Source organism: uncultured Salinibacterium sp. (assembly GCF_963974405.1).
Lineage (GTDB): Bacteria > Actinomycetota > Actinomycetes > Actinomycetales > Microbacteriaceae > Rhodoglobus.
The window spans coordinates 122,936-147,292 of record NZ_CAXBBH010000002.1 but is presented as its reverse complement, the minus strand read 5'-3'; the positions used below and the strand labels follow the sequence as shown (position 1 = coordinate 147,292).

Genomic DNA, 24,357 nt, shown 5'->3' with positions numbered 1-24,357 from the left:
TGTGAATCGCACACGCGGCAGCGCTCGCGACCAGAGTTGCGGAGAAGGGGAGAGAATAGGGGTGTGACTACGCAGCCGGAACTCGATCTTTGGGAACCTATCGCCCCCAATCATCGCGACCGCATTGTCGCCCATGCCGAAGATAGAGTCGCGTGGCTGCGGGCCCGTAGCCGCGGCGTCACAGCTACGGATGCCGCCCGACTCGCCACCGAGCAATCGTTGCGAGCGGTCGTGGAAAGCAAGCTTCTCGGCTCCGGATTCTCCGGCAACGCGTTCACCGATCATGGCCGCGCTCGAGAACCGGAGATCGCACGCTGGGTATTGGGCGAGCACGGCATCCAATCGAGTTCTGCGCTCTACCATGCTCACGATCAGCCGCTTCATTTGGCGACGCCCGACGGCGTTTCAATGATCGATGGATCACTCGTATTATCTGAAATAAAGACCACGGCGAAAGCGTGGCGGAGCATCCCACGTTCCTACCTGCGCCAAGTGTGGTGGCAACAATATGTGCTGGGGGCCGACCGCACTCTCGTGGTCTGGGAGCAACACACCGATTTCGTACCAACCCATGCCGCGCCGAAATGCCAGTGGGTCGAACGCGACGAGAACCAGATTCACACGCTGGTGGGGCTAGCAGACCGCTTGCTCGAACTCATGCGAGCGCCGTAACCACGCAAATGGGTGCTCTGGCTACTCAGACGCAGCTCGACGAAAGGCACGGACCGCGATAACGGTGCCGAACATCATGAGCCACGCGATCGCAATGGTCGTAGCGACGAACTCGAGCCTGCTGCCCAGCACAACCTGAAATCGGAACAGCGAGAAAAGGCCGCCGGTACCTGCAATGACGGCAACGGCAATCGCTGTGACGATTGACATTCGCGCGAGTACCGGGTGCTCTCGAGCGAATGACGTTTGAATCATCGCCCAACAGGCAGCGGCAAAAGCAAGCACGGCGGCGAGCGTGTGCGTGAAGTCTTGCCACGTAAAGCTCGGCCCATAGGGCAGCGGGCATCCGGATGTACAGGTCACTTGCGACGCCACCAGAAAGAAACCGCACCCGACCCACAGCGACACTGCCGGCGACCCCCACGAGAGCAGCGGTGGCCATGCCCGTACGCGTCGTGCCGCCCACGCGACAGCAGAGCCACCCATCACGATGAGCAGTAACGCAATCTCGAATGCTGCCGCCGTTGGTTCCCCTTCGGCTCCGAGCTCGCTGACGTAGAGCTCGCGGGTGACCGTCAAACGAGATCCCCAAATAAGGATCAGGGCGATCGCCACCGCTGAGCTTCCGAGTATCGCCGCGACACCTTCTACCGTGTGAGTTGATACCCGCTGCGGCGCAACGGCCGTCATCAGCTGACCGCGACTAAGCGCGAAAAAGGTTGTGCCAGCATCCCCCCAGTTTAGAGCAACGGATGCTCTCGCTTGCTAGGGGGAAACGCCCCGAGCTTCGAAGGCGAGCTCACGAACATAGTCATCTTCCCAGCGACCGCCCACAAGGAACTTTTTGGTTCCCTTGAGCTCAAAGCCCATTTTCTCGTAGAAGCGATTCGCACGTGCATTCTCCTGGTTTACGCCGAGCCACACCCCAGCAAAATTGTGTGAACGGGCCCAGTCGAGTCCAGCGCTGATAAGGGCGGATGCGGCACCCGAGCCGTGAAAGTTGCTGAGGACATAGCACTTGCTCAACTCAAGCGTAGGGCGGACCGTGAGAGCCGTCGCAACATCGGGGTCCGTCGGTTCTTCTGCACAGAAGAGAACATAACCAGCGGGCTCTCCTTCGGCCTCGGCGATGAAGATCTCGCGAGATGGCTCTGTCAGATACCGTTCAAAAGACACCGCTGACAGGTGCTCAGCGATGAATGCGGCAATGGCGTCTGGCGTTGTGCCGGGAGGGCACGCGAGCGGAAACGTCTGACGCGCAAGGTTGTGAAGAAGCTGCGCATCCGCCTCGACAGCATGGCGAACAGTGGTGGGCACGGCAGACTCCTTCACCAAGTGGCAATCGATGGCTACTCCCACGCTACTCCGTGCGAAGCGGGCGGGGACGCAAAACGGGGGCCGGCGCTAGCCGACCCCCGTTTCTTTAAGCAGTATTAGATCGAGTTGACGTCGACCGGAATGCCGGGACCGAAGGTGGTCGAAACCGTAGCCTTCGTGATGTAGCGACCCTTAGAAGAACTGGGCTTGGCGCGAATAACCTCTTCGAGCGCTGCCTTAATGTTCTCGTCGAGCTGCTCAGCGGTGAAGCCAGCCTTGCCCACGATGAAGTGAACGTTGGAGTGCTTGTCGACGCGGAATTCAATCTTTCCGCCCTTGATCTCCGAGACAGCCTTTGCCGTGTCAGGGGTAACCGTTCCGGTCTTCGGGTTCGGCATGAGGCCGCGGGGACCAAGAACCTTACCCAAACGACCAACCTGGCCCATGAGCTCGGGGGTCGAAACTGCAGCATCGAAGTTGGTGTAACCAGCGGCTACCTTCTCGATGAGCTCCGAGCCACCAACCTCGTCAGCGCCAGCAGCGATTGCTGCCTCTGCTGCGGGACCGGTTGCGAAAACAATAACGCGAGCAGTCTTACCCGTGCCGTGAGGCAGGATAACGGTGCCACGAACCATCTGGTCAGCCTTGCGAGGGTCTACACCCAAGCGAAGAGCAACCTCAACGGTGGAATCGAACTTCTTCGAAGCCGTCTCGCGAGCAACTGATACAGCCTCGGTGGGCGTGTAGAACTTGCCCTCTTCGATCTTCTCAGCGGCGGCCTTGTATGCCTTGGAATTCTTGGACATTATGCCTCCACCGTGATTCCCATCGAGCGAGCGGTGCCCGCGATGATCTTCATTGCGCCGTCGATGTCGTTGGCGTTGAGGTCAGCCATCTTCTGCTCGGCGATCGTACGAACCTGGTCTTTGGTGAGCTGCGCAACCTTGACGGTGTGCGGCGTGCCCGAACCCTTTGCAACTCCAGCAGCCTTCTTGATGAGCTCTGCAGCTGGCGGGGTCTTGAGGATGAACGTGAACGAACGGTCCTCGTACACGGTGATCTCAACCGGGATAACGTTTCCACGCTGTGCCTCAGTCGCGGCGTTGTACGCCTTGCAGAACTCCATGATGTTAACGCCGTGCTGTCCCAGCGCAGGCCCGATGGGCGGTGCGGGGTTAGCGGCGCCGGCTTGGATCTGAAGCTTGATCAGACCTGTAACCTTCTTTTTCGGTGCCATTGTGTTTCCTTTTCGGTACGAACTGACCCGTGTGGCCAGCTCTCCCGCACCCCAGCGGGGCGCGGTGGTTTGTGCGGGCGTGAACCCTTAAAGCTTGGTGACCTGATCGAAGCTGAGTTCGACCGGAGTCTCACGCTCGAAGAGGGATACGAGAACGATGAGCTTTCCGCTCTCGGGCTTGATCTCGCTGATCGAACCGGGCAGACCCGCGAACGAGCCCTCCTTGATCGTGATGGTCTCGCCGATCTCGAAGTCGATCTCTGCGGGAATAGCGCGCGCAGCAGTCTTGCTCTTCTGCGACGAGCCCTTGGCAGCGGGAGCTTCAACGATTTCTACGAGGCTCTTCAGCATGTTAAATGCTTCCTCGAACCGCAGGGGAACCGGATTGTGAGCGTTGCCCACGAAGCCAGTAACACCAGGAGTGTGACGAACAACAGACCAGCTGTCTTCGTTAAGGTCCATGCGAACCAAAACGTAGCCGGGGATGCGAACACGATTGACGAGCTTGCGCTGGCCATTCTTGATCTCGACAACATCTTCCATCGGAACCTCGACCTGGAAGACGTAATCTTCCATCGCCATGGAAACCTTGCGGTTTTCGATGTTGTGCTTGACGCGCTTCTCGAAGCCTGCGTAGGAGTGGATGACGTACCACTTGCCCGGCTGGAGTCGCAGGTCCATACGGAACTCAGCGTAAGGATCAACCTCAGCGTCAGCTTCTTCTCCAGCTTCGTCATCCGTTGCTGCAACGGATGCATCGGCGTCGGTCGCGGTGTGAACGTCAAGAGCGCTGTCTACCGCAGCGTCAGCTTCGGGGTCGGCTGCAGCATCCAGAGCCTCGAGGAGGCCCGCCAGATCAGCGTCAACATCAGTTGAGCCGTCTTCGATGTGCATGGCCTGGTGCTCGGCGGAGTCTTCTGAACGCTCTGCCTCAGCCAGGGTGTTACCCGTCTGCGCCTCATCCTCCTCGGAGGACTGCTCTGCTGCCGTAGCGAGCTCTGAGTCTTCGCGGTGGTTCTCGGACACTAAATCTCTTTTCGTTACTCTGCATTGCGGCCGTAGCCGCTGCGGTTTGTGAAGGGCCTAGACCACAAGTTCGGGATCGCCGAACAAGAAGTTCACCAAGGCGCTGAACCCAAAGTCGAGACCGGAAACGATAGCCATCATGATGACGACGAAGACAAGAACGACGAGAGTGAAGCTAACCAGCTCCCGGCGGGTCGGCGTCACAACCTTCTTGAGTTCGTTAATTACTTGGCGGATGAAGAGTGCCATGCGACCGAAGGGTCCACGACGTTGCGCGCTCTCCTTCTTCGCCTTGGCGACGACGTCCTCGCTGGGCTCGTCTACGACTTTCTTGGCCACTCTTAGATACCTTCCGATACTTCGGCTTGCTCGACCCATTCCGTGTCGGACGGACCGGGACTTGCAGGGCGGACAGGACTCGAACCTGCAACCTGCGGTTTTGGAGACCGCTGCTCTACCAATTGAGCCACCACCCTCTGCAAGGGACGCAAATCCCTCACTCACACCTTCGCACAATCACGCCGCGACATCCACATTGGGAAATCAGGAGCAGGCGCGCGAAAGTATGGCAGTTATCAACTAACTGGACAAGTGTACGTCATCCTGACGACTCCCGCAGTCCGTGCTCCCCTCCACGACGATCAACACAGTGAACGCTAAGAAAAAGCCAGAGTTCTGCTCCTTGAAAAAATTCTCAAGAAAAAACAAAAACCCGCGTCATAACCACAGAAGATCGCAGTCTCTCTATGCAAGCAGGGCGAACCAACCCTTCTTTATCTCACGCAACACCAATGCACACCGGGCCTAACCAACCCCACAAGACGAGAGCTAACCACCTCGCAGCACAACTCAAGATCACCAACACCAGATGGACAAGCGAAGCTGAAATCAGGCAGTAGTTCGTGACCCAACCCTTACGTTGACCTCACTGTCGAGTCAGCTTCCTTTTCCGCACAGGATCAGGAAGGTACCAGTCGTGTTCACACAACACATCCCGCGCACTGGGAAGCCAGTCGGGAAAAGCAACCACACCGCAGGAGTCCGCTTCGGAGCGACACTCGGAACCATCGCCCTTGTCTCGGGCCTTACGTTCATTGCACCCGCTGCCGCCAGCGCGGACGAGACCAACGGAGCCTCGTACGCCTACGCCGAATTCCTTTCCGGCGAAGTGCTCGGAACCGACCTCAGCAATGTCGCTGGACTTGGTCACGTCGTGGCTTCCAACAACGGCACACAATCGCGACAGGTCCACCGCGACCCGCTCACCGTAGAAGCGCTCGGTGCCAGCGTGATCAACAAGCCAAGTGGTGTACAGCTTCCGCTTCTTGACGTTGTGGATGCCGGAGTCGTGCATCAGTACGCTGAAGCCGACAAGAACGGCGAGTCGTTCGCTTCGACCGGTGCCATTCACGACGACGGCGGAATCGGCGTCGGCTCAGTCGCCTCCGGTGCCGCCGGCGACCTCACTCTCGACCTCGACAGCCTCCTCGCCAACGAGTTCGCTTCCGTGCTCACAGATCTCAAGCTCGATCTGAACGCGGTCGCAGCTCGTGCTGACGGGAATATGACATCAGCGTCCGGCGACTACAGCCTCGCAGATGCAACGCTGAGCTTCTCCAGCCCAGCTATCAGCAAGCTGACGAAGAAAGTCACTACCGCGTTGAACGGTGTAGACAATCAGCTGATCAGCCTGGGCAGTGACAACGGCGCGCTAGGTAACTCGATCGACGGCATCCTTGACCCCGTTCTCGGCGTCGTTGGCTCCTCCGCCGATGTCAAAGTCGTCATCGATGCTGACCTGCAGCAAGCCGTGAATGCCTTGCTCGTGGGCAAGTACGGCAACGGTGCAGTCAGTTTCAACCTTGAAACTGGAGCAGTGCTCGTTGATCTCGAAGCCTTGCTGGGCAGTGAGTTGAACGATCTCCCGCCAAACACCGAACTCTTGACAGATGCTGTGGTCAATCAGATCCTCAACGGAATCACAGAGACCGTCGCTGACCTCGCCGACGATATCGTCGAACGCGTCGAACGCGCACTACGTGATGCCCGAGTAGAGGTGTCCGCAAAGCTCAACCTGCTCACCGCTCAAGAACCTACACAGAAGACCGTGTGCCGCGACATCCAAGTCCCCATCATCGGCGACATTCTGAACGGTGAAGTTCTTGGCGGCGACTCATCTTCCGACGGCGGTCTGATCGGCGGGCTGCTCGGTGGACTCACCGGCGGCATCACCGACGGCGTAACTCAGGGTGTGACCCAGGGCATCATCGGCTACACCACCGACACCGTCTGTGAACTCGTGAGTTCAGTTCTGCCCGACCTTCGCAGCACCGTCGATGTCAGCATCATCGGCACCGTGAACGACCTGATCAACGGAACCGCTGTTTCAGCGAAAGCAAACATCTCGCTTCTCGGCGGAACAGTCACAACCGGCCTCAACGTAGACACGCTGATCAGCAGTCTCGGCAAGACGCTCAACACGTCACTCTTCTCCCACGATGGGGCGGTTTCATCGCTCGTCGCTAGCCTCAACAGCGGCTTGGTCAATCCCGCAGTCACGGGATTGCTTGGAGACACCAGCGTGGCCACCGTGCTGCGCAGCCTGATCTCCATCAAGGTCAACGTGCAAGAGCAGTGGACTTCCACCGGTGCCGTCAAGGGTGACATGTTCAGCGAAACCGCCGTTCGCGTCACCGTAGGCAGCGGAGTTGGTTCCTCAACGGCATCCAGCGGCAGCGGCCTGTTGGGTGGAGTGCTCGGCCGGGCGGCCAGCGGCCCGAGCTTCACCAACGACGGCCTCGTCACCCTCAACGTTGCTCGCGCAGTCGTCGGCCCGAACGTTCAGACAGTCGTTGACCCAGGATGCACGACGAACTGTGGCCCGGTTGACCCCGAAGATCCCTGCGTGGGCATTTGCCTCCCCGGAGGACCAGACGGACCTCAACTTCCCACTCTCGCCCTCAACGGGCAACTCGCCTACACCGGTGCTGGCGTAGCGACACTCATCGCCCTCATCGTCGCGTTGTTGGCAGCGGGTGCCTACTTCGCGCGTCAGGGTTACCTCCGTACACACCCCAAGTCCGAGCTCTAGGACTGCGGAGGTAACCACAGCGGCCGGAGCTCCTAGTCCCCCCAGGATGAGAACTCCGGCCGCTTCCCTCAGCCCCCACCGCCTCAGCGGTGGGGGCTTTTTAGTACCACGAGACGACCAGCGAAGCCTTCGTAATCCTTGGGCACACTCGCCACCAAAGCCATAGACTTGAGTGGTGACCTCACCTCGCCTCTCTGCCAGAATTTCCGCTATCGCCGAGTCAGCCACCCTCAAGGTGGACGCCAAGGCCAAGTCGCTTCTTGCGGCCGGTCGGCCCATCATCAGTTATGCGGCTGGCGAGCCCGACTTCGCGACACCCGCGAACATTGTGGATGCGGCATCCGCTGCAGTGCTCGACCCCAGGAACCACCGCTACACTCCAGCGGCAGGACTGCCCGAGCTGCGCGAAGCAATCGCCGCGAAGACACTGCGCGACAGTGGCCTTGAGGTCGGGATCAACCAGGTCGTTGTCACCAACGGCGGCAAGCAAGCCGTCTACCAAGCATTCGCGACTCTCGTCGACGAGGGCGACGACGTTCTCGTGCCGACCCCGTATTGGACCACCTACCCGGAAGCAATCAAGCTCGCCGGCGGCAACACGATCGAGGTTTTCGCCGGAGCCGATCAAGGCTACCTCGTCACTGTCGAGCAACTTGAGGCGGCGCGCACCGAGAACACCAAGGTGCTGCTCTTCGTTTCGCCATCAAACCCCACCGGCGCCGTCTACTCGCCTGAGCAGACGAAGGCCATCGGTGAATGGGCGCTCGAGCACGGCATCTGGGTCATCAGCGATGACATTTACCAAAACTTGGTCTACGACGGAGTACGTGCCGTCTCCATTGTTGAGGCCGTTCCCGCGCTCGCCGACACCACGATTCTCGTGAACGGTGTTGCCAAGAGCTACTCCATGACCGGCTGGCGCCTTGGCTGGATGGTCGGCCCGGTTGACGCGATGAAGGGCGCAGCGAACCTGCAGTCGCACCTCACGAGCAACGTCTCCAACATCTCGCAGCGCGCGGCCATTGAAGCCCTCACCGGCCCGCAAGACGCCGTCGAAGAAATGCGACTGGCCTTCGACCGCCGCCGCAAACTGATCGTTGCCGAACTCAACAAGATTGAGGGACTGCACTGTCCGACACCGCAAGGCGCGTTCTACGTCTACCCGGATGTCACGGGGCTCCTCAACCGCGAATGGGGCGGAGTCACTCCGACAACAAGCCTCGAACTCGCAGACCTCATCCTTGAGCAAGCTGAGGTTGCGGTCATCCCCGGAGAGGCCTTCGGCCCGAGCGGCTACCTGCGCCTTTCTTATGCCCTCGGCGACGATGCGCTCCTCGAAGGTGTGCAACGCCTTCAGAAGCTCTTCAGCTAAGCCCACAACCGCCGCCGTTGCGGTGGAGGATTTTATGGATGCAACACCGCCGCTTGATGCCGCCGGTCGATTGAGCGCTGCACTCAGCGCAGCGACACCCTCACAACGACTCCAAGCAGCAATGTCTGCCGGAACACACCCCCGGGATGAGTACGTTGCGGTGCTCGTGGAGCGGTGCGCGATCGAACCCGACCTCAATGTTCGCGAGACACTCACGTGGGCGTTGATGCGGCATCCGGCGCACATCACAGTTCCACTGCTCATTGACGAAGCTGGGTCGACGACGAATCAGGCCCGCAGTCAAGCGCTGCACACTCTCTCGAAGATTCGGGATCCTGCCGGTTGGGCTGCGATCACCCCCGAAGTGCTGAATGACGCCGACGACAGCGTCGCGCGCACAGCGTGGCGAGTGGCAACAGTTCTCGTGCCCGAAGCGGAAGAGGCTGAACTCGCGACCATGCTCGTAGCCCACCTCGGTCGCGGCGAGCGCGATGTTCGACTCAGCCTGAGTCGAGCGCTCATGGAGCTCTCAGACGCTGCTGTTCTTGCTCTGCTTGAGAACGCCGCAGAGAAGGGAGACGAGCCCCGTCGGGTTCATGCGCACGCGACTCTGATTATGCGCGAGTCTCCCGATGTGGGCTTTGATGCTGCCCTCTTCGATGCCGAACTCGCTGTGTTGCTGTCGTCACAGTAGCTTTCTGGCCGTCGCCCACACTGTGAGCTCATGCCGCGAGGAGAGTTGCAGCTTGCGCAACACTGCAGACACGTGGGTTTCTACAGTTTTGATGGAGATATAGAGCTCAGCCGCGACCTCCTTATAGGCATAGCCTCGCGCGATGTACCTCATCACTTCTTGCTCGCGAGCGGATAACCTGTCGAGTTCATCGCTGGACTCCGACTGTTCCCCGGCAACGGCGCCGAACGCGTCGAGCACAAAGCCAGCGAGCTTGGGCGAGAACACCGCATCGCCTCCGGCCACAGCAACCACCGCCTCGCTGACATCACGGCCAGAACTGCCTTTGGTGATGTACCCGCGAGCGCCGGCACGGATCACTCCGACGACATCTTCAGCGGCATCCGAAACGCTCAGCGCAAGGAATCGAACCGAGTCGAGCAAGCCACTCGATCGCTTGAGAACCTCGGCACCGCCGCCGCCAGCGCCACCGGGCAAGTGAACGTCGAGCAAGACCACTGCCGGTCGAAGTTGGGCGATGAGTTCCACCGCTTCATCGACCGTCGCCGCCTCGCCCACGACGCGCACTGTCGCGTCTAAGTCGGCTCGAAGTCCTGACCTGAAGATCGAATGATCATCAACAATCACGACATCGAGCGATGCGGAGTCGTTCACGGTAGGGCCTCAATTCGTAGATGCACTTCAGTTCCAATGCCACCAGTGCCGTGACGAACAGTAGCGGTTCCTCCCGCTCGCGCCATGCGACCGATGATCGATTCACGGATGCCGAGACGGTCAGCGGGCAAAGAATCGAGATCTACCCCTGGCCCTCTATCGCGAACGTAGACATTGACGTCGTGAGGTGACGACTCGATATAGACGGAGACGTCTCCGCCAGCGTGACGAGCGGCGTTCAACATCGCTTCTCGAGCAGCGGCAACCAGAGCTACCGGCACGCCCTCCGGCACTTCACCCACTGTCACGACATCGAATCTGACCGCAAAGTCGAGCTCGATCGCCGCCGCGATTGCACGCATCTCAGCGACGCTGTCGGTGCTTGGTGCGACATCGCCCTCGAAAAGCCACTCACGAAGTTCTCGCTCTTGCGCTCGCGCGATGCGCGCGACCTCGCTGGATGCGCCCGCACGGTTCTGGATGAGGGCGAGAGTTTGAAGCACAGAATCGTGCAGGTGAGCCGCGACTTCCGCCCGGTGCTCTTCCCGGACCCGGGCCGTGCGCTCCGTAATCAGGTCGCTCCAGAGCGCGACAATTCGTGGCGCCGCCAGCAATCCCACGCCAGCGATGATCAGCACCGTCGCGAACAGACTATTGATGAGGCTCGGCCGCAGAGCCCACACGGCGATCGAACAGGCGATGATGATGCCGGCCGCAACGGTGCGCACCCACACTCCGTAGCTCTGCAGCCGCGAGGGATCATGACGGTCAATCGCGAGACTCCAGGCAACCGCTGCAGCGCTCGTCAGGGCGACCGCAAACAGGAAAGGTGAGCTGCCGCTGGGCCCAGAGCCGAGGGTCACCAGAATCACGCTCGCCGCTGCGATACCTGAAGCGATGACGAGCATCATCGCCATCGGTACTCGCCGGCGAACCTCGCGCCGGTTCTCGGTGTCGCTCGGCGCAAGAGGCACAAGCGCCCACAACCAGAAATACAGCAGCAGTCCAGCGCCACCGCATAGCGAGGTCAGCACAGCAAGAAAACGAACGCGCCCCACGCTCCACCCCAGATGTGTAGCGAGCGCTACGCTCACTCCGCTCACGGCCGCTTCACGCGGGCGCAGAAGTGGCGGTCGAATGGCTACTGTGGTCACTCAAGAATCCAAGCAGGTTTTTCGCGTGAATAGTGACCAGTAAGGGTACGTTCAGGGTCATCCCTCATAGCGAAGCGCTTTCTCACCGACGACGATCGAATCATGGCATCACGTAAACCACCCGCATCACCCCCGACCGAACATCCGTTCATGAACTGGCTACGCCAACTCGACCTGCGCCGCGAACCCGGCTGGATTGGCGGAGTCGCAGCAGGAATCGCAACCCGCTTGGGTATCGACCCCCTCATCGTGCGCGGCATCCTTGTTGTTGTTGCCGTACTGGGGGGCCCAGCGATCCTGTTGTACGCGGTGGCCTGGCTTCTCATTCCCGACCACAACGATTCGATTCATCTTGAGAACTTCTTCCGTAAGAAGTTTGAACGCGCACACGCCGCAATCGCCGCGCTGCTGCTGCTCTCGATGCTGCCTACAACTCAAGGCTTCTGGCAGATAGGTTCATTCGTCGCGGGCCCAGCGAGTTGGGGAGCAGAACTGGGACGAGCGCTGTGGACGGTGTTGTTAATTACAGGACTCGTCGCGCTCGTGCTGTGGATAGTGCGTCTCGCTCGCAGCCCACGAGCTTCGGCGAACGGTGACCCCATTGCGGTCCCCGCCACGACGGACGCGGACCCCACGACAATTCCCCATCCTCACGAGAACTCCGCAGACTCCGCTATCGCGAGCGCGGAACAAGTCAACGCAACGGTCTCGGCACCCCTGCTTCCCGAGCAGCCGTCGTCCGAAGCAAGCGATGAAGAGGTCGCGGCCTGGCGCGAGCAGCGCGAGATCTGGAAGGCCCAGAATGCGCAGTGGAAGTCTCAACAGGAGATAGAGGCGAAAGAGGTGCGCCGCCAGCGAGCAGCGGAACTTCGCGAACAATCCCGTGTGGCGGCAGCACTCGCCGCAGAACGACGTCGTGAACGCCGGAGGCTCAACCCGAGGCTCTCGATAGGCGTCATGGCCATCGTGAGCGGCATCGCTCTTCTCGCCGGCGGAATCGCTGCATTCAGTGCGCCCTCTGGTTCAGCCACAGTCGCGGCTGCGACCGGGCTGTCGGTAGCTGCGCTGGTTTTTGGTGCGGCAATTGTGATCGGAGGGGCCCTGCGCCACCGCAGTGCCTTCTTGGGATTTGTCGCCGGCGTCACAGTGCTTGCCGCTGCCGTGGCGTTCGCACTCCCGGCAAACCGCACACTGCTGGCGGCATCCGCAGAACTCGGCGAAGGCCGGTCAGCGCAACTCATCGGTTATGCGTACCTCAACACCAACGACAGAAATGATGCAGTCACCTCGAGCGACCTCTGGCAGGGTGTCGGTGAAGTCAGCGTGTTCGTCGATCAAGGAACCGCAGTAACAGTAGAGGTACGGTCCCCCTCGAGTTCGGTCTGCATCGCCGAACTGCAGAGCAGCGAAAACAGCGAGGGCTTCACCGGGATCTGGGACTGCATCGAACCCACGACTCGCACCGACGAATTCAACCAGTGGACTGTAACGGTAGGCGATCCAGCTGTCACCCCGAGCAAAACAATCCACGTGTGGCAACAAACCGGACAGGTCGAGATCTTCAACGACAATCCTGTCGCGGCCGACAAGCTAGAGGACTAAAAAATGACTATTCACAACGAGACTCCTGCCGAAAACGACACGTCCACGTCCACGTCCACGTCCACGTCCACGTCAGAGACTTTAGAGGCCCCCACCAGCACATCAGCCCTGACGCGCCCCCGAATCCGATTCGGCACCATCGTGTGGGGACTTCTCATCATGGCAGCGGGCATCTCCCTACTGACGGCGCTCGGCACTCCCGGTCGACGCGAAGAACTCGCCGACTGGGTTCTGACAATGACCGCCGGCCAAGCCATGCTCACCGCCTCAATGATTCTGGGTGCGATACTGCTCATCGTCGGGCTGCTCGCCGTTATTCGTTCTCAGCAAAAGAAGCGTTCGCCAGAAGCTCCAGCAGAAGCAGCGCCGAGCGAGCATCAACCGATCGGTTGATAGACCTCTAACCATCCGACCCTGTCGCCGCGGGTCTAGACAAGCGACGATAGAAGCATGAACCCCACCGCTCCCATCGTGCAGGTCGAGAATCTGCGCAAAACCTACGGAACTTTTGCGGCTGTCGACTCGGTCAGTTTTGAGATCCAACGCGGCGAAACCTTCGCCCTGCTCGGCCCCAACGGCGCAGGAAAGTCGACAACGATCGAGATTCTTGAGGGGTACCGTGATCGAACCGGGGGCAATGCGAGCGTGCTCGGCATTGACCCCGGCAAAGGCGGCCTCGACTGGAAGGCACGCCTCGGTATTGTGCTGCAGTCCACCGGCGAAAGCGGCAACGTGACCGTGCGCGAACAACTCACCCACTTTGCCGGTTACTACCCCAACCCCCGCCACGTTGACGAAGTGATCGCGGCCGTAGGGCTTGAGGAGAAAGCGAATACGCTCATCCGCAAACTCTCGGGCGGGCAGCGTCGGCGAGTGGATGTCGCGCTCGGCATCATCGGTAATCCCGAGCTGCTCTTCCTCGACGAACCCACTACGGGCTTTGACCCCGAGGCACGTCAGCAGTTCTGGCAGCTCATTCGCTCGCTCAAGGCGGAGGGGACGAGCATCCTGCTCACGACTCACTATCTTGACGAGGCTGCGCAGCTCGGCGACCGTGCCGGAGTAATTGCGGGCGGAAAGATGATCGACATCGGCGCGATTGATGAGCTCGGCGGCACCGAAGCGCGGGTGCCGATAGTGCGCTGGCGCGAAGGCGATGACCATCGAGAAGAACGCACCCCCACTCCCGGAGCTGTCGTCGCAGCCCTCATGGCAGACGGCCATGAACCTGTCGGGCTGGAAGTCATCCGCCCGAGCCTCGAAGACATCTACCTGCAGTTGGTCTCAGACCACGCGCATGCACGCGAAGTGGAGAACGCACGATGAGCACCTCACCATCAACAGCGACAGTAACAACGTCAACGGCTGGGCCGAAAAGCAGCCTGGGGTCGAGCCTCGGCCGCAATCTGACCCTCGGATTCAGCCGCATCAAGTACGAAGTGCGCGCCTACTTCCGTCAAGGTGACTCGGTTTTCTTCACCTTCCTCTTCCCCGTCGTCATGCTCACGATCTTCTCGGTCGCCTTTAGCGAACAGAACTTCGGAACCGACGACGAACCCCTCACCGCTGCCGGGTTCTACCTGCCAGGGATGCTCGCCGCCGGCCTCCTTCTCAGCGGTCTGCAGAACATGGCCATCGACATCGCCATGGAACGCAGCGACGGAACCCTCAAACGCTTCGCGGGAACTCCCCTGCCGATCATGAGCTATTTCATCGGCAAAATTGGTCAAGTCTTTGTGACCGGAGTGCTGCAAGCAGCCCTCGTGATGCTGGTCGCGAGCATCGCGTTCGGCGTTGAACTGCCGAGCGAACCCAGCAAGTGGCTGACCTTCGCTTGGGTCTTTGCGCTCGGTGTCACAACATCCGCTGTGCTCGGTATTGCTCTCAGCGCGCTCCCCCGCAGCGGAAAGAGTGCAACCGCCGTCGTCATCCCCATCGCCCTCGTGCTGCAGTTCATCTCCGGCGTCTACCTCGGATTCTCGATGCTGCCCGTCTGGTTGCAGAACTTTGCGAGCATCTTTCCCCTGAAATGGATGGCGCAGGGAATGCGCGAAGTGTTCCTGCCTGCAAGTTTCGAAGTGATGGAGCAATCAGAAAGCTGGAATCTCCCCGGTGTCGCCCTCGCGACCGGCCTGTGGCTTGTGCTCGGCCTGATCGTGACGCGCCTCACCTTCCGCTGGATCCGCAAGGATAGCTAAATGGGTCTTATTCGCTGGATGAGCGTCGCCGTCGTCGTCACCTCGCTCGTGCTGGCGGCGCTCGTCTTCAGCTCCACCTGGAGCGAACTGGGCAACCGAATTGGGGCTTGGATTACCCTCGCCGTCTTCGTGCTGGCCTGGTTCACTCTCGGCATCCGCGCATTCTCGAACAAGACAATCGCCTTCAGCTACATCGCGCTGCTCGCCGTGTTGCTGGGGGTCGGAGTCGCCTTCTTGCCGACAATGGCAACCCTGCAGTCAGTCGCCTACCCGCTCGTGTGGGTGATCGCGGAGCGCACTCGCAACGCCATAATCGGCAACGTCGCCGTCGCTCTCGCCGTAGGCATCGGCTTCGTCGCTGACTCAGGCACGAGCCCCGAAGCACTGCTCAGCAATGGCACGATCGTGGCACTGTCACTGGCTTTCAGCCTCGCCCTCGGGCTGTGGATCACCCAAATCTCCACCCTCAGCAATCAACGCCACGACCTTGTGCTCGAACTGCACTCCACGCGCGACGAACTCGCCGCTATCAGCCGGGATGCCGGAATTTCTAGCGAACGTGAGCGGCTCGCCCGCGAAATCCACGACACCATCGCGCAAGACCTCACCGGGCTAGTGCTCGTAGCCCAAAGAGCTAAGCGCGAACTCGACAACAACCACCCTGCTGCCGCAGCCGAACAACTCGAGCTGATCGAAGACAGTGCCCGCGCAGCACTCGCAGAAGCGCGCGCACTCGTCACGGCATCCGCTCCCGTTGGGCTTACGGGAGACGGGATCACGAGTGCCCTGACCCGGCTGGCGGAGCGCTACAGTCGCGAAACCCACTTGACCGTGACGGTGGATGCCGAACCACTGCCCACAATTGCCCGCGAAACCGAAGTTGTCGTTCTGCGCTGCGCCCAAGAGGCCCTCGCGAATGTGCGTAAGCATGCGTCGGCAACGCGCGCGACGATCACCGTCTCGACTGACGATTCTGGGCTCAGCATTACGGTTGCCGATGACGGCGTAGGATTCGACCCGAACATCACTCACACGGGGTTTGGGCTTGAGGGAATGAGCGAACGTCTCGCTCTCGTGAATGGGCGCCTCGATGTTGCCAGTTCGGCCGCCGGAACCACCGTGCGCGCCACCATTCCGAAGGAAGTTCTCGCATGATCCGTGTCGTTGTTGCCGACGATCATCCGATCGTTCGCAGTGGAATCGTAGGACTGTTGGGTTCTGCGGATGACATCGAAGTCGTCGGCGAAGCGAGCGACGGTGCTGAGGCTGTTGCGTTGGCCACGCAGCTCTCCCCCGACGTGGTTCTCATGGATTTGCGTATGCCCGGCCTCGGAGGCGCTGAGGCGACTGCGCAACTGGTAGCAGCACGCCCTGAGGTGCGCGTGCTGATTCTCACCACCTATGAGTCAGACGAGAACATTTTAACCGCGATTGAGGCTGGCGCGAGTGGCTATCTGCTGAAGGCGGCACCGCAAGACGAAATTTTGGCGGGGCTTCGCTCAGTTGCGCGCGGCGAAGTTGCACTCGCACCCTCGATTGCGGCGCTGCTCGTGACTCGGATGCGGGAGCCTGCGAAAGTTTCGCTCACCGAGCGTGAAACGCAGGTGCTTGCTCTCGTGGCTGAGGGCAATAGCAACCGGGCGATTGCCGCTGCGTTATTCCTGAGCGAGGCGACCGTGAAGACGCATCTCATCCACGTGTTCGAGAAACTCGACGTGAGAGACCGCACTCGTGCCGTCACGAAGGCAATGGAGCTGGGGTTGCTTCCGCGCTAGCGCGCGACTGCGCGACTGCGTGGTTTAGGCGAGTTCGACTCCGACGCTGACCGGCTCCGGCTGTAAGTGGATGCCGTACCGGCTGAGCACACACGCGCCGATGTAGCGGGCAAGTTCTGCAATTTCGGCGGCGTCTGCTCCGGTTCGGTTCACGATCGCGAGGCTGTGCTTGGTGGAGACTGCTGCCCGGGAGCCGGGAAGGCGGAAGCCTTTGTGCACTCCCGAGTGTTCGATGAGCCAGGCGGCGCTGAGCTTGACGAGGCGTGGTTTCGGCGGTGGCGGCGGGGCGGGAGTTTCGCCGAGGGGAACGACAACGTCGGCGACGGGGTCATCGTCGATGACCCAGCGTGGGGCATCCGCCGGCAAAGCACGAGCAATGTGCTCGGGAACGATGGGGTTCGTGAAGAAGGAGCCACAGCTCGCGGAGTCGGGCTCGTTGGGGTCGAGCACCATAGCTTTGGATGCCCGGAGGGCGAGCACGGTGTCGCGGATCTGCTGCAGGGGCACGTTGTCCCCAACGTTTACCCCCAGCGCGGTAGCGAGCTGTTGGTACTGAACCGTGCTGGTGGGTGAGGCGGTGAGGGTGAAGTGCACGGCGACGACGACTCCGGTGCGACCACTCTTGATGACGGAGCTGCGGTAGCCCAGTTCGAGCTCTTCGGTGGTGAGATGAACGAGTTCGCCGCTGTCGTAGTCAAGAAAGTCGATGCCGGTGAGCGCGCTGGCCACTTCTTGACCGTAGGCGCCAATGTTTTGGATGGGAGCTGCGCCCACGGATCCGGGGATACCACTGAGCGCTTCGAGGCCTCCCCAACCGCGCGCGACGAGACGCGCGACAAGGCCATCCCAGGATTCTCCGGCTTGAACGCGCACGCTGAGAGTGGTGTCACTCTGGTCAGTGACGTGGATGCCCTTTGTGGCGATGTGGATGACGGTTCCGTCGAAGCCTTCATCACTGATAACCATGTTGGAGCCGCCCCCGATGAGCAGCCATTCGTCGCCTCGTTGCCACACATCATGCACACTCGCGAGGAGTTCTTGCTCGGTGGTGGGGCGCAGCAGGGTGTGTGCTGGCCCACCTACCCGGATGGTGGTGAGGTCGGCGAGCATCACGTTGTGTTGTGGTGCTGCGCGGTCGCTGGGGGCGGTGTCGGTCATTTGTAAAGCTTGACCCTGACTTGTGATTTGCCGAGCACGGTTTGGTTGGCGGCGCTGACGGTGAGGTCGATGCGGGTCACGTCATCTTCGATGGCACCGACTTTGGCTGTGACGCTGACGGTGATTCCGCCGTTGCCGTCGACGACAACGGGGCGGGTGAAGCGCACGCCGTATTCGACGACTTCACCGCGGCCATCCATCCAGTCGATGACGGGTTGAACGGCGAGGCCCATGGTGAGCATGCCGTGGGCGAGTACGCCGGGCAGCCCTACTGACTGTGCGACGTCGTCGCGGTAGTGGATGGGGTTGAAGTCTCCGGATGCTCCGGCGTAGCGCACGAGGGAGAAACGGGTGAGGGTGACTTTGCCGGTGATGAGTTCTTGTCCGACGGTAAGGTCGCTCATTCTGTGCCTCTCATGACGAGTACGGAGGTTGCGGTGACGACGTGGTTGCCTTCGGCGTCACTGATAGCGGTTTCGGCGGTGATCATGTCGTTGCCGCCGAGGGATTTGATGCTGGTGACGGTGAGGATGGCGGTGAGTTCGTCTCCGGCGACGATGGGCCGCGTGTAGCTGAACTTTTGTTCTCCGTGCACGATGCGGGAGAAGTCGATGCCGGTGTCTGGGGCGGCAAGGAGGAGGGCGAGGCCTGCTTCTTGGATGACGACGGCGAAGGTGGGCGGTGCGACGACGTCGGCGTAGCCTGCGGCGCGTGCCGCTTCGGGGTCGTGGTTGAGGGGGCTTTGGGCGAAGACGGCGCGAGCAAATTCGCGTACCTTTTCGCGCCCGACGAGGTAGGGGGTGGTGGGCGGGAAGACCCGGCCTTCTAGTTCTGGATTCACTGGCACGGGTACCAGTTTAGGCAGTCTTATGAGTTCTGCACGTTAATGGGTGAAGCCCCGGTGACCTGTGGTCTGCCGGGGCTTCAGGAATCTTGTGAGGCGTTAGCTCAGTAAATTTTTACTGGCAGCTGTCGCACTGCAGAAGATCCATTGGGTCGACGGGAATTGCGTATCCGCCAACAGTGTCGTTTTCGTTATCCATACGATCCTCCTTAAAAGTCTTCTCGAAGTTTGCCGACGGTTTGTCGGAGATTTCACTATATACGGGTAATGACACCCATGTCATTACACAAGATGTAGTGTCTCGGCGTGTCGGCCAACTTTCTTCAAATATACCCACAGCCACTGACACTTCAGCGTTTGAGCCCTCGGGCAAATAGTCCCGCAACCATGAAAGACTCAACTTGGTTGTGCAGAATGTGGGCACCGATAGCGGAAAGGAACCCTCATGGATTCATCCAATACCCTTCCTCCCATCGAACGCTGGTGGCCTGAGCTGAGCATCTCGGCAAAGCACTCGATCTACAGGGATCCCCGCGGCGAACTCAGTGCGTCTGTGCTCAACGAGATCTCAGGCATTTCTGGCAGCGATTCGCTCACCGCCCCTCGACGCCTCAGCGACGACCAACGCGACTACATCGCGACTCAAACTGAGTTCGTCGACTGATCAATAGGGGAACACCATCGGCGCGGGCGCATTTGGGCTCTAATGAGGAGTTCTACTCTCCACGCCAGGTTGCCGGCACGATCGTCCAAATGACTTCGGCGCCGAGCGCGGCATCCGCTTCCCAGTTGTGCGGTTCTCGGCCCGGGAACGTGAGGGAGTCACCGGCCGCGAGAGGGATCTCGCGATCCACGAAGCGTGCGGTGACCGCGCCCGAAATGACATGCAGTACTTCCACTTCGCAACTGATCGTGTAGAACGCATCGCCACCGTTGGCGCCGGGCTGCATGTGGGTGCGAATGACTTGAACCCGAGATTCGTTGCGCGGCGAGATGAGGCGCTCATCCACTCCTTGGCCGCCGAGATTGATGTGCGGAGCATCCGCTAAAGAAATTTTTACTGCTTCGGGTTCGGCGAAGAGCGAGCCGATTTCGAGCGATAGCACTTGGCAGAGTTGCACCAGGGTGGCGACGCTCGGCGAGGTCTCATCGCGTTCAAGACGACTCAGAAAACCCTTAGTAAGCCCCGCGGATGTCGCGATCTGCTCGAGTGTGAATCCTTGAGCTTTGCGAGCACTGCGGATGCGCGCTCCGATAGCGAGCGCTTCTGCGCTGGGTGACGGCGACAACGGTCTCATGGCTCTACTCCATCACTAACCGGGGTTGACGAGGCGGACCTCGGGGTTTACTGGCTCTTCCCAGATGAAGGTGTAGGTCGGCCGGGCGAGTCGGTCCGCAGATAGACGTCGAGGTCTCCCGACGATGGAGGTTCCTACGCCATCCATCCGAAAGACCTCGACGTGCCCGACGCTACCCCGCCGGCCGGCTTCGGCCGCCCTGACCTAACCGCCTTCGCGGCTCATCCCAATCGGCTCTGATCGGGTCTGCTGACCCTCTCGACGAGAACGCAGCGACATCACAGCCACCCAACCCCGACCGTCCGGGAAGCCGGGGCACGTCACATGGGCTGTGCCGCGGGCGTGTCGAGTGGGTAGTCCAGGGGCGACGCAGGAGCGTCGACGCGACGTGCTGAGAGGTGGTTCCAACCGAGCGCTAGGACACAAGCTACAGGCATGGCGATAGGTCAGGAACGGCGTCGCTCCCTGCGCAGGAGGGAGCGCAGAGTCTCGGCGTTTGCGTAGCCGACCCGTAGCGCGATCTCGGCGGAGGTGAGGTCCGTGGTTGCTGAGAGGTGTCGAGCTCGTTCGGTGCGAAGCCGTTGGACGAAGCCGAGCGGAGTGAGGTTGAGCGCCGCACGGACTCGTCGTTCGAGGGTGCGCCGGCTGGTGCCGAGCGACTGCGCGACGAAGGCGACGTTGAACGGTTCGTCCAGGCGGGCGCGCACGAAGCGTTCGAACTCGACGACGATCGGGTCCTCGTGCCGGAGATGTTCGTAGGCGACGAAAGCCGCCTGCGACGGGCGCTCGTCGATGATGAGGAGCTTGGCGACATGTTGGGCCAGGTCGGGGCTGATCGATCGCACGAGTGAGAGCGCGAGGTCGATGTGGGCGAAGGCGGCGCCGGCGGTGATGAGGTTCCCGTCGACCACGACCATGGTGTCGAGATCGAGGGCGACGGTCGGATAGCGCTTCCGGAACTCCGGCCCCAGGAACCAGCTGGTCGTCGCCCGCCGATGATGCATCCGTCCTGTCTCGGCGACGGCGAACACGCCGGTGCACGCCGCGGCGATCCGGGTGGTCGCGTCGTCGAGGCGCCCGAGTGAGGCGATGACCGAACGAGCATCTCGACTCTGGAGGGCGTCGTGGGTCGCGGCGGCCGTGAGGGTTCCAAGCGCAGGGACGACGACCACGTCGAACTCTCCGGACTCCGGCAGCGGGTGGTCCACCGACAGGGTCATCGATGCCGTCGTGGTCACTCGCCGTTTCGGTCCGAGGATGGCGAGTTCGATCGGGTCGATCCGCGGGTCGACATCGCCGCGGGCTCCGTCGGCCACCCGCACGATGTCGATGATCGACGCGATAGCCGAACCGAAGCAGCCGTCGATCGCGATCAGTCCAATACGCATGACGTAAACAATAGCAATACTGCCGTATACGCCACTACCCACCGGCCCTCGCTCGTCATACGCTGAACTCGTCCCACGAAGAACCCTGACGTCAAGGAGAACCCCTCATGTCCACACCCGCATCACTTCCGTATGCCTTCGTCGCCAAGATCGTCGCGGCCGATGGACAGCACGACGCGCTCGCCGATCTGCTCGCCGGCGCTGTCGCACTCGCCAACGAAGAAGTAGGAACGATTGTCTGGTTCGCGGTCAGGACCCACGCCGACACCTTCTGGATCTTCGATGCATTCCCCGACGAAGCCGCTCGCGACGCCCACGCCAACGGCGCCATCGTCGCAGCCCTGATGGCCAACCAGCACCTCCTCGGCGCAGCACCCGAGATCCTGGCGGCCGACGTCCTCGCGTCCAAGCTCCCGTAGTCCGCCAACGCACGAGACGATCGGGCCCGCCGAGTCGGTCCGCAGATAGACGTCGAGATCTCCCGACGATGGAGGCTCCTACGCCATCCATCGGAAAGACCTCGACGTGTCCGTCGCTACCCCGCCGGCCGGCTTCGGCCGCCCTGACCTGACCGCCTTCGCTCGACTCGACGGCCTCGGTCTGAGCGTGATCGGGCAACGACTTGAACCGGATCGTGCGGTCCTCGCGTGCCGCGTGGTGGAACCAGATCAGTGGTGCCGACGGTGCGGCAGCGAAGGCGCCGCTCGTGACACCGTGATCCGGCGGTTGGCCCACGAGCCGCTGGGCTGGCGACCGACCGTGCTGGAAGTTGTAGTGCGCCGCTACCGCTGTGCCGACTGCGGACACGTGTGGCGCCAAGACACCAACGCCGCGGCGGAGCCACGCGCGAAGCTCTCGCGCACCGGGCTGCGGTGGGCGCTGGAAGGGATCGTGGTCGCACACCTCACCGTCGCCCGTGTCGCCGAGGGACTCGGGGTCGCGTGGGACACCGCCAACAACGCGGTCCTGGCCGAAGGCAAGCGGCTGCTGATCAACGACCCCAAGCGGTTCGAGGGCGTGAAGGTGATTGGCGTCGATGAGCACGTCTGGCGCCACACCAGGCGTGGCGACAAGTACGTCACCGTGATCATTGACCTCACCCCGGTCCGCGATGGCGCCGGCCCAGCAAGGCTGCTGGACATGGTCGAGGGCCGGTCGAAGGCGGCGTTCAAGACCTGGCTCGCCGACCGCGACGACGCCTTCCGTGACGCGGTCGAGGTGGTCGCGATGGACGGCTTCACCGGGTTCAAGACCGCCGCTGCAGAGGAGATCCCGGACGCGGTCACGGTGATGGATCCCTTCCACGTCGTGCGCCTGGCCGGTGACGCCCTCGACAGGTGCCGGCGCCGGGTCCAACTCGCGATCCACGGGCACCGTGGGTTCAGGGACGACCCGCTCTACAAGTCGCGGCGCACGCTGCACACCGGCTCGGACCTGCTCACCGACAAGCAGAGCGACAGGCTACGCGCGCTGTTCGTTGATGACGCTCACGTCGAGGTCGAGGCGACCTGGGGTGTCTACCAGCGGATGATCGCCGCCTATCGCCACGAGGACCGGCAACGTGGCCGCGAGCTCATGGAGAAGCTGATCACCGACCTCAGCGCCGGCGTCCCCAAGGTGCTCACCGAGCTCACCACCCTGGGCCGGACCCTGAAGAAGCGAGCCGCCGACGTGATCGCCTACTTCGAACGACCCGGCACCAGCAACGGGCCGACCGAGGCACTCAACGGACGGCTCGAACACCTGCGCGGCTCCGCACTCGGGTTCCGCAACCTGACCAACTACATCGCCCGAAGCCTGCTCGAGACCGGCGGCTTCAGACCCCAACTCCTACACCCCCGATTGGGATGAGCCGGTTTACTGTGAGTTCACGTTTACTGCTGAATATCGAAAGTTTACTATGACGAAACCTATTGTTGGGCCGATCGATGCAAGTATTGTCCCGCGCTTTGCCGGTATCGCCACATTCGCTCGTCTGCCGCGCATCGAAGATGTCGAACACACCGACATCGCCGTCGTGGGAATCCCCTTCGATAGCGGAGTGAGCTACCGCCCAGGAGCCCGCTTCGGTCCGTCCCACGTACGTGAAGCCTCGCGCCTCTTGCGCCCCTACAACCCGGCGCAAGATGTCTCGCCCTTCGCCGCGCAGCAAGTCTCCGACGCGGGCGACATCGCCGCAAACCCCTTCAGCATCGACGACGCAATCCTCGAAATCGAAGCTGCTGCACTCGACCTCGCAACCCGCGCTGACCGCATCCTCACCATCGGCGGCGACCACACCATCGCACTGCCCCTCTTGCGCGCCGTCACCAAAAAACACGGCCCCGTCGCCGTACTCCACTTCGATGCCCACCTCGACACGTGGGACACCTACTTCGGCGCACCCGTCACGCACGGCACACCGTTTCGCCGGGCATCCGAAGAGGGACTCATCGACCTCACTGCAAGCATGCACGTCGGCACCCGTGGGCCGCTCTACAGCGCAGAAGACCTCACCGACGACAGCCGCCTCGGTTTCGCGGTCGTCACGAGCGAGAACATCGAAGAAGAAGGCGTTGCCGTCGCCATAGAACGCATCCGCGACCGTATCGGCGACAAGCCGCTGTACATCTCCATCGACATTGACGTGCTCGACCCCGCGCATGCGCCAGGCACCGGCACGCCCGAAGCCGGCGGTCTCACCAGCCGTGAGCTCTTGCGGATGCTGCGCGCGCTGGCCGACAAGAACATTGTGGGCGCCGACGTCGTCGAAGTCGCTCCCGCCTACGACCACGCCCAGCTCACCGCCGTCGCCGCGAGCCACGTCGCGTACGAGCTGCTCAGCGCGATGGTTCCCCGCGACAATCAGCAGCCGACCGAACAGCCCGAGAGCTAGAG

Annotated in this window: 27 protein-coding genes and 1 tRNA gene; 14 read left to right on the top strand and 14 right to left on the bottom strand. The window is 61.5% G+C overall.

Annotated elements, in window-relative coordinates:
• Positions 1–63: 63 nt before the first annotated feature.
• Positions 64–672, top strand: a complete 609-nt coding sequence (locus AACZ26_RS09145; protein WP_339620933.1) for a YqaJ viral recombinase family protein — start codon at positions 64–66, stop codon at positions 670–672.
• 21 nt (positions 673–693) lie between these two features.
• On the opposite strand, the gene AACZ26_RS09140 is transcribed toward AACZ26_RS09145, so the two are convergent.
• The 7 genes from AACZ26_RS09140 to AACZ26_RS09110 form a co-directional block, all read right to left on the bottom strand.
• Positions 694–1,362 carry a DUF998 domain-containing protein gene (locus AACZ26_RS09140; protein WP_339620931.1) on the bottom strand — a complete coding sequence of 223 codons (669 nt, stop codon included), beginning with the start codon at positions 1,360–1,362 and terminating at the stop codon, positions 694–696.
• 75 nt (positions 1,363–1,437) lie between these two features.
• A complete protein-coding gene (locus tag AACZ26_RS09135) occupies positions 1,438–1,989 on the bottom strand; it encodes a GNAT family N-acetyltransferase (RefSeq protein ID WP_339620930.1) in 552 nt (183 codons plus the stop codon).
• A 116-nt stretch (positions 1,990–2,105) separates the two neighbouring features.
• A complete protein-coding gene (gene rplA, locus AACZ26_RS09130) occupies positions 2,106–2,795 on the bottom strand; it encodes a 50S ribosomal protein L1 (RefSeq protein ID WP_339620929.1) in 690 nt (229 codons plus the stop codon).
• Complete coding sequence (gene rplK, locus AACZ26_RS09125; protein WP_100389473.1) at positions 2,795–3,226, bottom strand: 50S ribosomal protein L11; 432 nt, start codon at positions 3,224–3,226, stop codon at positions 2,795–2,797. The genes rplA and rplK overlap by 1 nt, the downstream gene beginning before the upstream one ends.
• A gap of 87 nt (positions 3,227–3,313) precedes the next feature.
• Entirely contained in the window at positions 3,314–4,252 is a 939-nt protein-coding gene (gene nusG / locus AACZ26_RS09120; RefSeq protein WP_339620924.1) for a transcription termination/antitermination protein NusG, read from the bottom strand.
• A 57-nt stretch (positions 4,253–4,309) separates the two neighbouring features.
• Positions 4,310–4,591: a preprotein translocase subunit SecE gene (secE, locus tag AACZ26_RS09115; protein WP_339620922.1), complete on the bottom strand. Its 282-nt coding sequence runs from the start codon at positions 4,589–4,591 to the stop codon at positions 4,310–4,312.
• 64 nt (positions 4,592–4,655) lie between these two features.
• Positions 4,656–4,728, bottom strand: a tRNA-Trp gene (locus AACZ26_RS09110).
• A 500-nt stretch (positions 4,729–5,228) separates the two neighbouring features.
• On the opposite strand from AACZ26_RS09110, the gene AACZ26_RS09105 reads away from it, so the two are divergent.
• The 3 genes from AACZ26_RS09105 (at position 5,229) to AACZ26_RS09095 (ending at position 9,409) form a co-directional block, all read left to right on the top strand.
• Complete coding sequence (locus AACZ26_RS09105; protein WP_339620920.1) at positions 5,229–7,343, top strand: choice-of-anchor G family protein; 2,115 nt, start codon at positions 5,229–5,231, stop codon at positions 7,341–7,343.
• Positions 7,344–7,518: 175 nt separating this feature from the next.
• Complete coding sequence (locus tag AACZ26_RS09100; RefSeq protein WP_339620918.1) at positions 7,519–8,715, top strand: pyridoxal phosphate-dependent aminotransferase; 1,197 nt, start codon at positions 7,519–7,521, stop codon at positions 8,713–8,715.
• Between the two features lie 34 nt (positions 8,716–8,749).
• A complete protein-coding gene (locus AACZ26_RS09095; protein ID WP_339620917.1) occupies positions 8,750–9,409 on the top strand; it encodes a HEAT repeat domain-containing protein in 660 nt (219 codons plus the stop codon).
• On the opposite strand, the gene AACZ26_RS09090 is transcribed toward AACZ26_RS09095, so the two are convergent.
• Together AACZ26_RS09090 and AACZ26_RS09085 are read right to left on the bottom strand one after the other, a co-directional pair.
• Positions 9,401–10,063, bottom strand: a complete 663-nt coding sequence (locus AACZ26_RS09090) for a response regulator transcription factor (RefSeq protein WP_339620915.1) — start codon at positions 10,061–10,063, stop codon at positions 9,401–9,403. The genes AACZ26_RS09095 and AACZ26_RS09090 overlap by 9 nt on opposite strands.
• The gene (locus tag AACZ26_RS09085; protein ID WP_339620913.1) at positions 10,060–11,217 is read right to left on the bottom strand and encodes a PspC domain-containing protein; all 1,158 of its coding nucleotides are present in this window, start codon (positions 11,215–11,217) and stop codon (positions 10,060–10,062) included. The genes AACZ26_RS09090 and AACZ26_RS09085 overlap by 4 nt, the downstream gene beginning before the upstream one ends.
• A 150-nt stretch (positions 11,218–11,367) precedes the next feature.
• Here AACZ26_RS09085 and AACZ26_RS09080 point away from each other — a divergent pair, with 150 nt between their 5' ends.
• From AACZ26_RS09080 to AACZ26_RS09055, 6 genes are read left to right on the top strand one after another with little or no spacing between them, the layout of a single operon-like run.
• Positions 11,368–12,819: a PspC domain-containing protein gene (locus tag AACZ26_RS09080; RefSeq protein ID WP_339620911.1), complete on the top strand. Its 1,452-nt coding sequence runs from the start codon at positions 11,368–11,370 to the stop codon at positions 12,817–12,819.
• 3 nt (positions 12,820–12,822) lie between these two features.
• The gene (locus AACZ26_RS09075) at positions 12,823–13,212 is read left to right on the top strand and encodes a hypothetical protein (RefSeq protein ID WP_339620909.1); all 390 of its coding nucleotides are present in this window, start codon (positions 12,823–12,825) and stop codon (positions 13,210–13,212) included.
• A 57-nt stretch (positions 13,213–13,269) separates the two neighbouring features.
• The gene (locus AACZ26_RS09070; protein ID WP_339620907.1) at positions 13,270–14,145 is read left to right on the top strand and encodes an ABC transporter ATP-binding protein; all 876 of its coding nucleotides are present in this window, start codon (positions 13,270–13,272) and stop codon (positions 14,143–14,145) included.
• The gene (locus AACZ26_RS09065; RefSeq protein ID WP_339620905.1) at positions 14,142–15,017 is read left to right on the top strand and encodes an ABC transporter permease; all 876 of its coding nucleotides are present in this window, start codon (positions 14,142–14,144) and stop codon (positions 15,015–15,017) included. Before AACZ26_RS09070 ends, AACZ26_RS09065 begins: the two co-directional genes overlap by 4 nt.
• Positions 15,018–16,172 (top strand): sensor histidine kinase, encoded by a 1,155-nt coding sequence (locus tag AACZ26_RS09060; RefSeq protein ID WP_339620903.1) that lies wholly within the window; start codon positions 15,018–15,020, stop codon positions 16,170–16,172. It begins immediately after the preceding gene.
• Positions 16,169–16,792, top strand: a complete 624-nt coding sequence (locus AACZ26_RS09055; RefSeq protein ID WP_339620901.1) for a response regulator transcription factor — start codon at positions 16,169–16,171, stop codon at positions 16,790–16,792. Before AACZ26_RS09060 ends, AACZ26_RS09055 begins: the two co-directional genes overlap by 4 nt.
• A 24-nt stretch (positions 16,793–16,816) precedes the next feature.
• On the opposite strand, the gene AACZ26_RS09050 is transcribed toward AACZ26_RS09055, so the two are convergent.
• The 3 genes from AACZ26_RS09050 to AACZ26_RS09040 are packed head-to-tail and all read right to left on the bottom strand — an operon-like array spanning position 16,817 to position 18,797.
• Positions 16,817–17,950: a UDP-N-acetylmuramate dehydrogenase gene (locus AACZ26_RS09050; protein ID WP_339620900.1), complete on the bottom strand. Its 1,134-nt coding sequence runs from the start codon at positions 17,948–17,950 to the stop codon at positions 16,817–16,819.
• Positions 17,947–18,354, bottom strand: coding sequence for a MaoC/PaaZ C-terminal domain-containing protein (locus tag AACZ26_RS09045; RefSeq protein ID WP_339620899.1), 408 nt, complete (start codon positions 18,352–18,354; stop codon positions 17,947–17,949). The genes AACZ26_RS09050 and AACZ26_RS09045 overlap by 4 nt, the downstream gene beginning before the upstream one ends.
• Complete coding sequence (locus AACZ26_RS09040) at positions 18,351–18,797, bottom strand: MaoC family dehydratase N-terminal domain-containing protein (RefSeq protein ID WP_339620898.1); 447 nt, start codon at positions 18,795–18,797, stop codon at positions 18,351–18,353. The genes AACZ26_RS09045 and AACZ26_RS09040 overlap by 4 nt, the downstream gene beginning before the upstream one ends.
• A gap of 442 nt (positions 18,798–19,239) precedes the next feature.
• On the opposite strand from AACZ26_RS09040, the gene AACZ26_RS09035 reads away from it, so the two are divergent.
• The gene (locus tag AACZ26_RS09035) at positions 19,240–19,458 is read left to right on the top strand and encodes a hypothetical protein (protein ID WP_339620896.1); all 219 of its coding nucleotides are present in this window, start codon (positions 19,240–19,242) and stop codon (positions 19,456–19,458) included.
• Between the two features lie 52 nt (positions 19,459–19,510).
• On the opposite strand, the gene AACZ26_RS09030 is transcribed toward AACZ26_RS09035, so the two are convergent.
• Both AACZ26_RS09030 and AACZ26_RS09025 read right to left on the bottom strand, forming a co-directional pair.
• Positions 19,511–20,092, bottom strand: coding sequence for a helix-turn-helix domain-containing protein (locus AACZ26_RS09030; RefSeq protein WP_339620894.1), 582 nt, complete (start codon positions 20,090–20,092; stop codon positions 19,511–19,513).
• A gap of 446 nt (positions 20,093–20,538) precedes the next feature.
• Positions 20,539–21,480 carry a helix-turn-helix domain-containing protein gene (locus tag AACZ26_RS09025; protein WP_339620893.1) on the bottom strand — a complete coding sequence of 314 codons (942 nt, stop codon included), beginning with the start codon at positions 21,478–21,480 and terminating at the stop codon, positions 20,539–20,541.
• A gap of 107 nt (positions 21,481–21,587) precedes the next feature.
• On the opposite strand from AACZ26_RS09025, the gene AACZ26_RS09020 reads away from it, so the two are divergent.
• From AACZ26_RS09020 to speB, 3 genes are all read left to right on the top strand, one after another.
• Positions 21,588–21,899 (top strand): putative quinol monooxygenase, encoded by a 312-nt coding sequence (locus AACZ26_RS09020; RefSeq protein WP_003941073.1) that lies wholly within the window; start codon positions 21,588–21,590, stop codon positions 21,897–21,899.
• A 106-nt stretch (positions 21,900–22,005) separates the two neighbouring features.
• Entirely contained in the window at positions 22,006–23,331 is a 1,326-nt protein-coding gene (locus AACZ26_RS09015; protein WP_339620863.1) for an ISL3-like element ISPfr2 family transposase, read from the top strand.
• 49 nt (positions 23,332–23,380) lie between these two features.
• Positions 23,381–24,355: an agmatinase gene (gene speB / locus AACZ26_RS09010; RefSeq protein ID WP_339620862.1), complete on the top strand. Its 975-nt coding sequence runs from the start codon at positions 23,381–23,383 to the stop codon at positions 24,353–24,355.
• Positions 24,356–24,357: the final 2 nt, after the last annotated feature.

Coding starts and splice junctions, on each gene's coding strand:
- AACZ26_RS09030 (WP_339620894.1), bottom strand. CDS start 20,092: ATGAGACCGTTGTCGCCGTCACCCAGCGCAGAAGCGCTCGCTATCGGA.
- AACZ26_RS09035 (WP_339620896.1), top strand. CDS start 19,240: ATGGATTCATCCAATACCCTTCCTCCCATCGAACGCTGGTGGCCTGAG.
- AACZ26_RS09075 (WP_339620909.1), top strand. CDS start 12,823: ATGACTATTCACAACGAGACTCCTGCCGAAAACGACACGTCCACGTCC.
- AACZ26_RS09050 (WP_339620900.1), bottom strand. CDS start 17,950: ATGACCGACACCGCCCCCAGCGACCGCGCAGCACCACAACACAACGTG.
- AACZ26_RS09020 (WP_003941073.1), top strand. CDS start 21,588: ATGTCCACACCCGCATCACTTCCGTATGCCTTCGTCGCCAAGATCGTC.
- rplA (WP_339620929.1), bottom strand. CDS start 2,795: ATGTCCAAGAATTCCAAGGCATACAAGGCCGCCGCTGAGAAGATCGAA.
- AACZ26_RS09025 (WP_339620893.1), bottom strand. CDS start 21,480: ATGCGTATTGGACTGATCGCGATCGACGGCTGCTTCGGTTCGGCTATC.
- AACZ26_RS09045 (WP_339620899.1), bottom strand. CDS start 18,354: ATGAGCGACCTTACCGTCGGACAAGAACTCATCACCGGCAAAGTCACC.
- speB (WP_339620862.1), top strand. CDS start 23,381: ATGACGAAACCTATTGTTGGGCCGATCGATGCAAGTATTGTCCCGCGC.
- AACZ26_RS09095 (WP_339620917.1), top strand. CDS start 8,750: ATGGATGCAACACCGCCGCTTGATGCCGCCGGTCGATTGAGCGCTGCA.
- AACZ26_RS09140 (WP_339620931.1), bottom strand. CDS start 1,362: ATGACGGCCGTTGCGCCGCAGCGGGTATCAACTCACACGGTAGAAGGT.
- AACZ26_RS09055 (WP_339620901.1), top strand. CDS start 16,169: ATGATCCGTGTCGTTGTTGCCGACGATCATCCGATCGTTCGCAGTGGA.
- AACZ26_RS09065 (WP_339620905.1), top strand. CDS start 14,142: ATGAGCACCTCACCATCAACAGCGACAGTAACAACGTCAACGGCTGGG.
- AACZ26_RS09070 (WP_339620907.1), top strand. CDS start 13,270: ATGAACCCCACCGCTCCCATCGTGCAGGTCGAGAATCTGCGCAAAACC.
- rplK (WP_100389473.1), bottom strand. CDS start 3,226: ATGGCACCGAAAAAGAAGGTTACAGGTCTGATCAAGCTTCAGATCCAA.
- AACZ26_RS09060 (WP_339620903.1), top strand. CDS start 15,018: ATGGGTCTTATTCGCTGGATGAGCGTCGCCGTCGTCGTCACCTCGCTC.
- AACZ26_RS09080 (WP_339620911.1), top strand. CDS start 11,368: ATGAACTGGCTACGCCAACTCGACCTGCGCCGCGAACCCGGCTGGATT.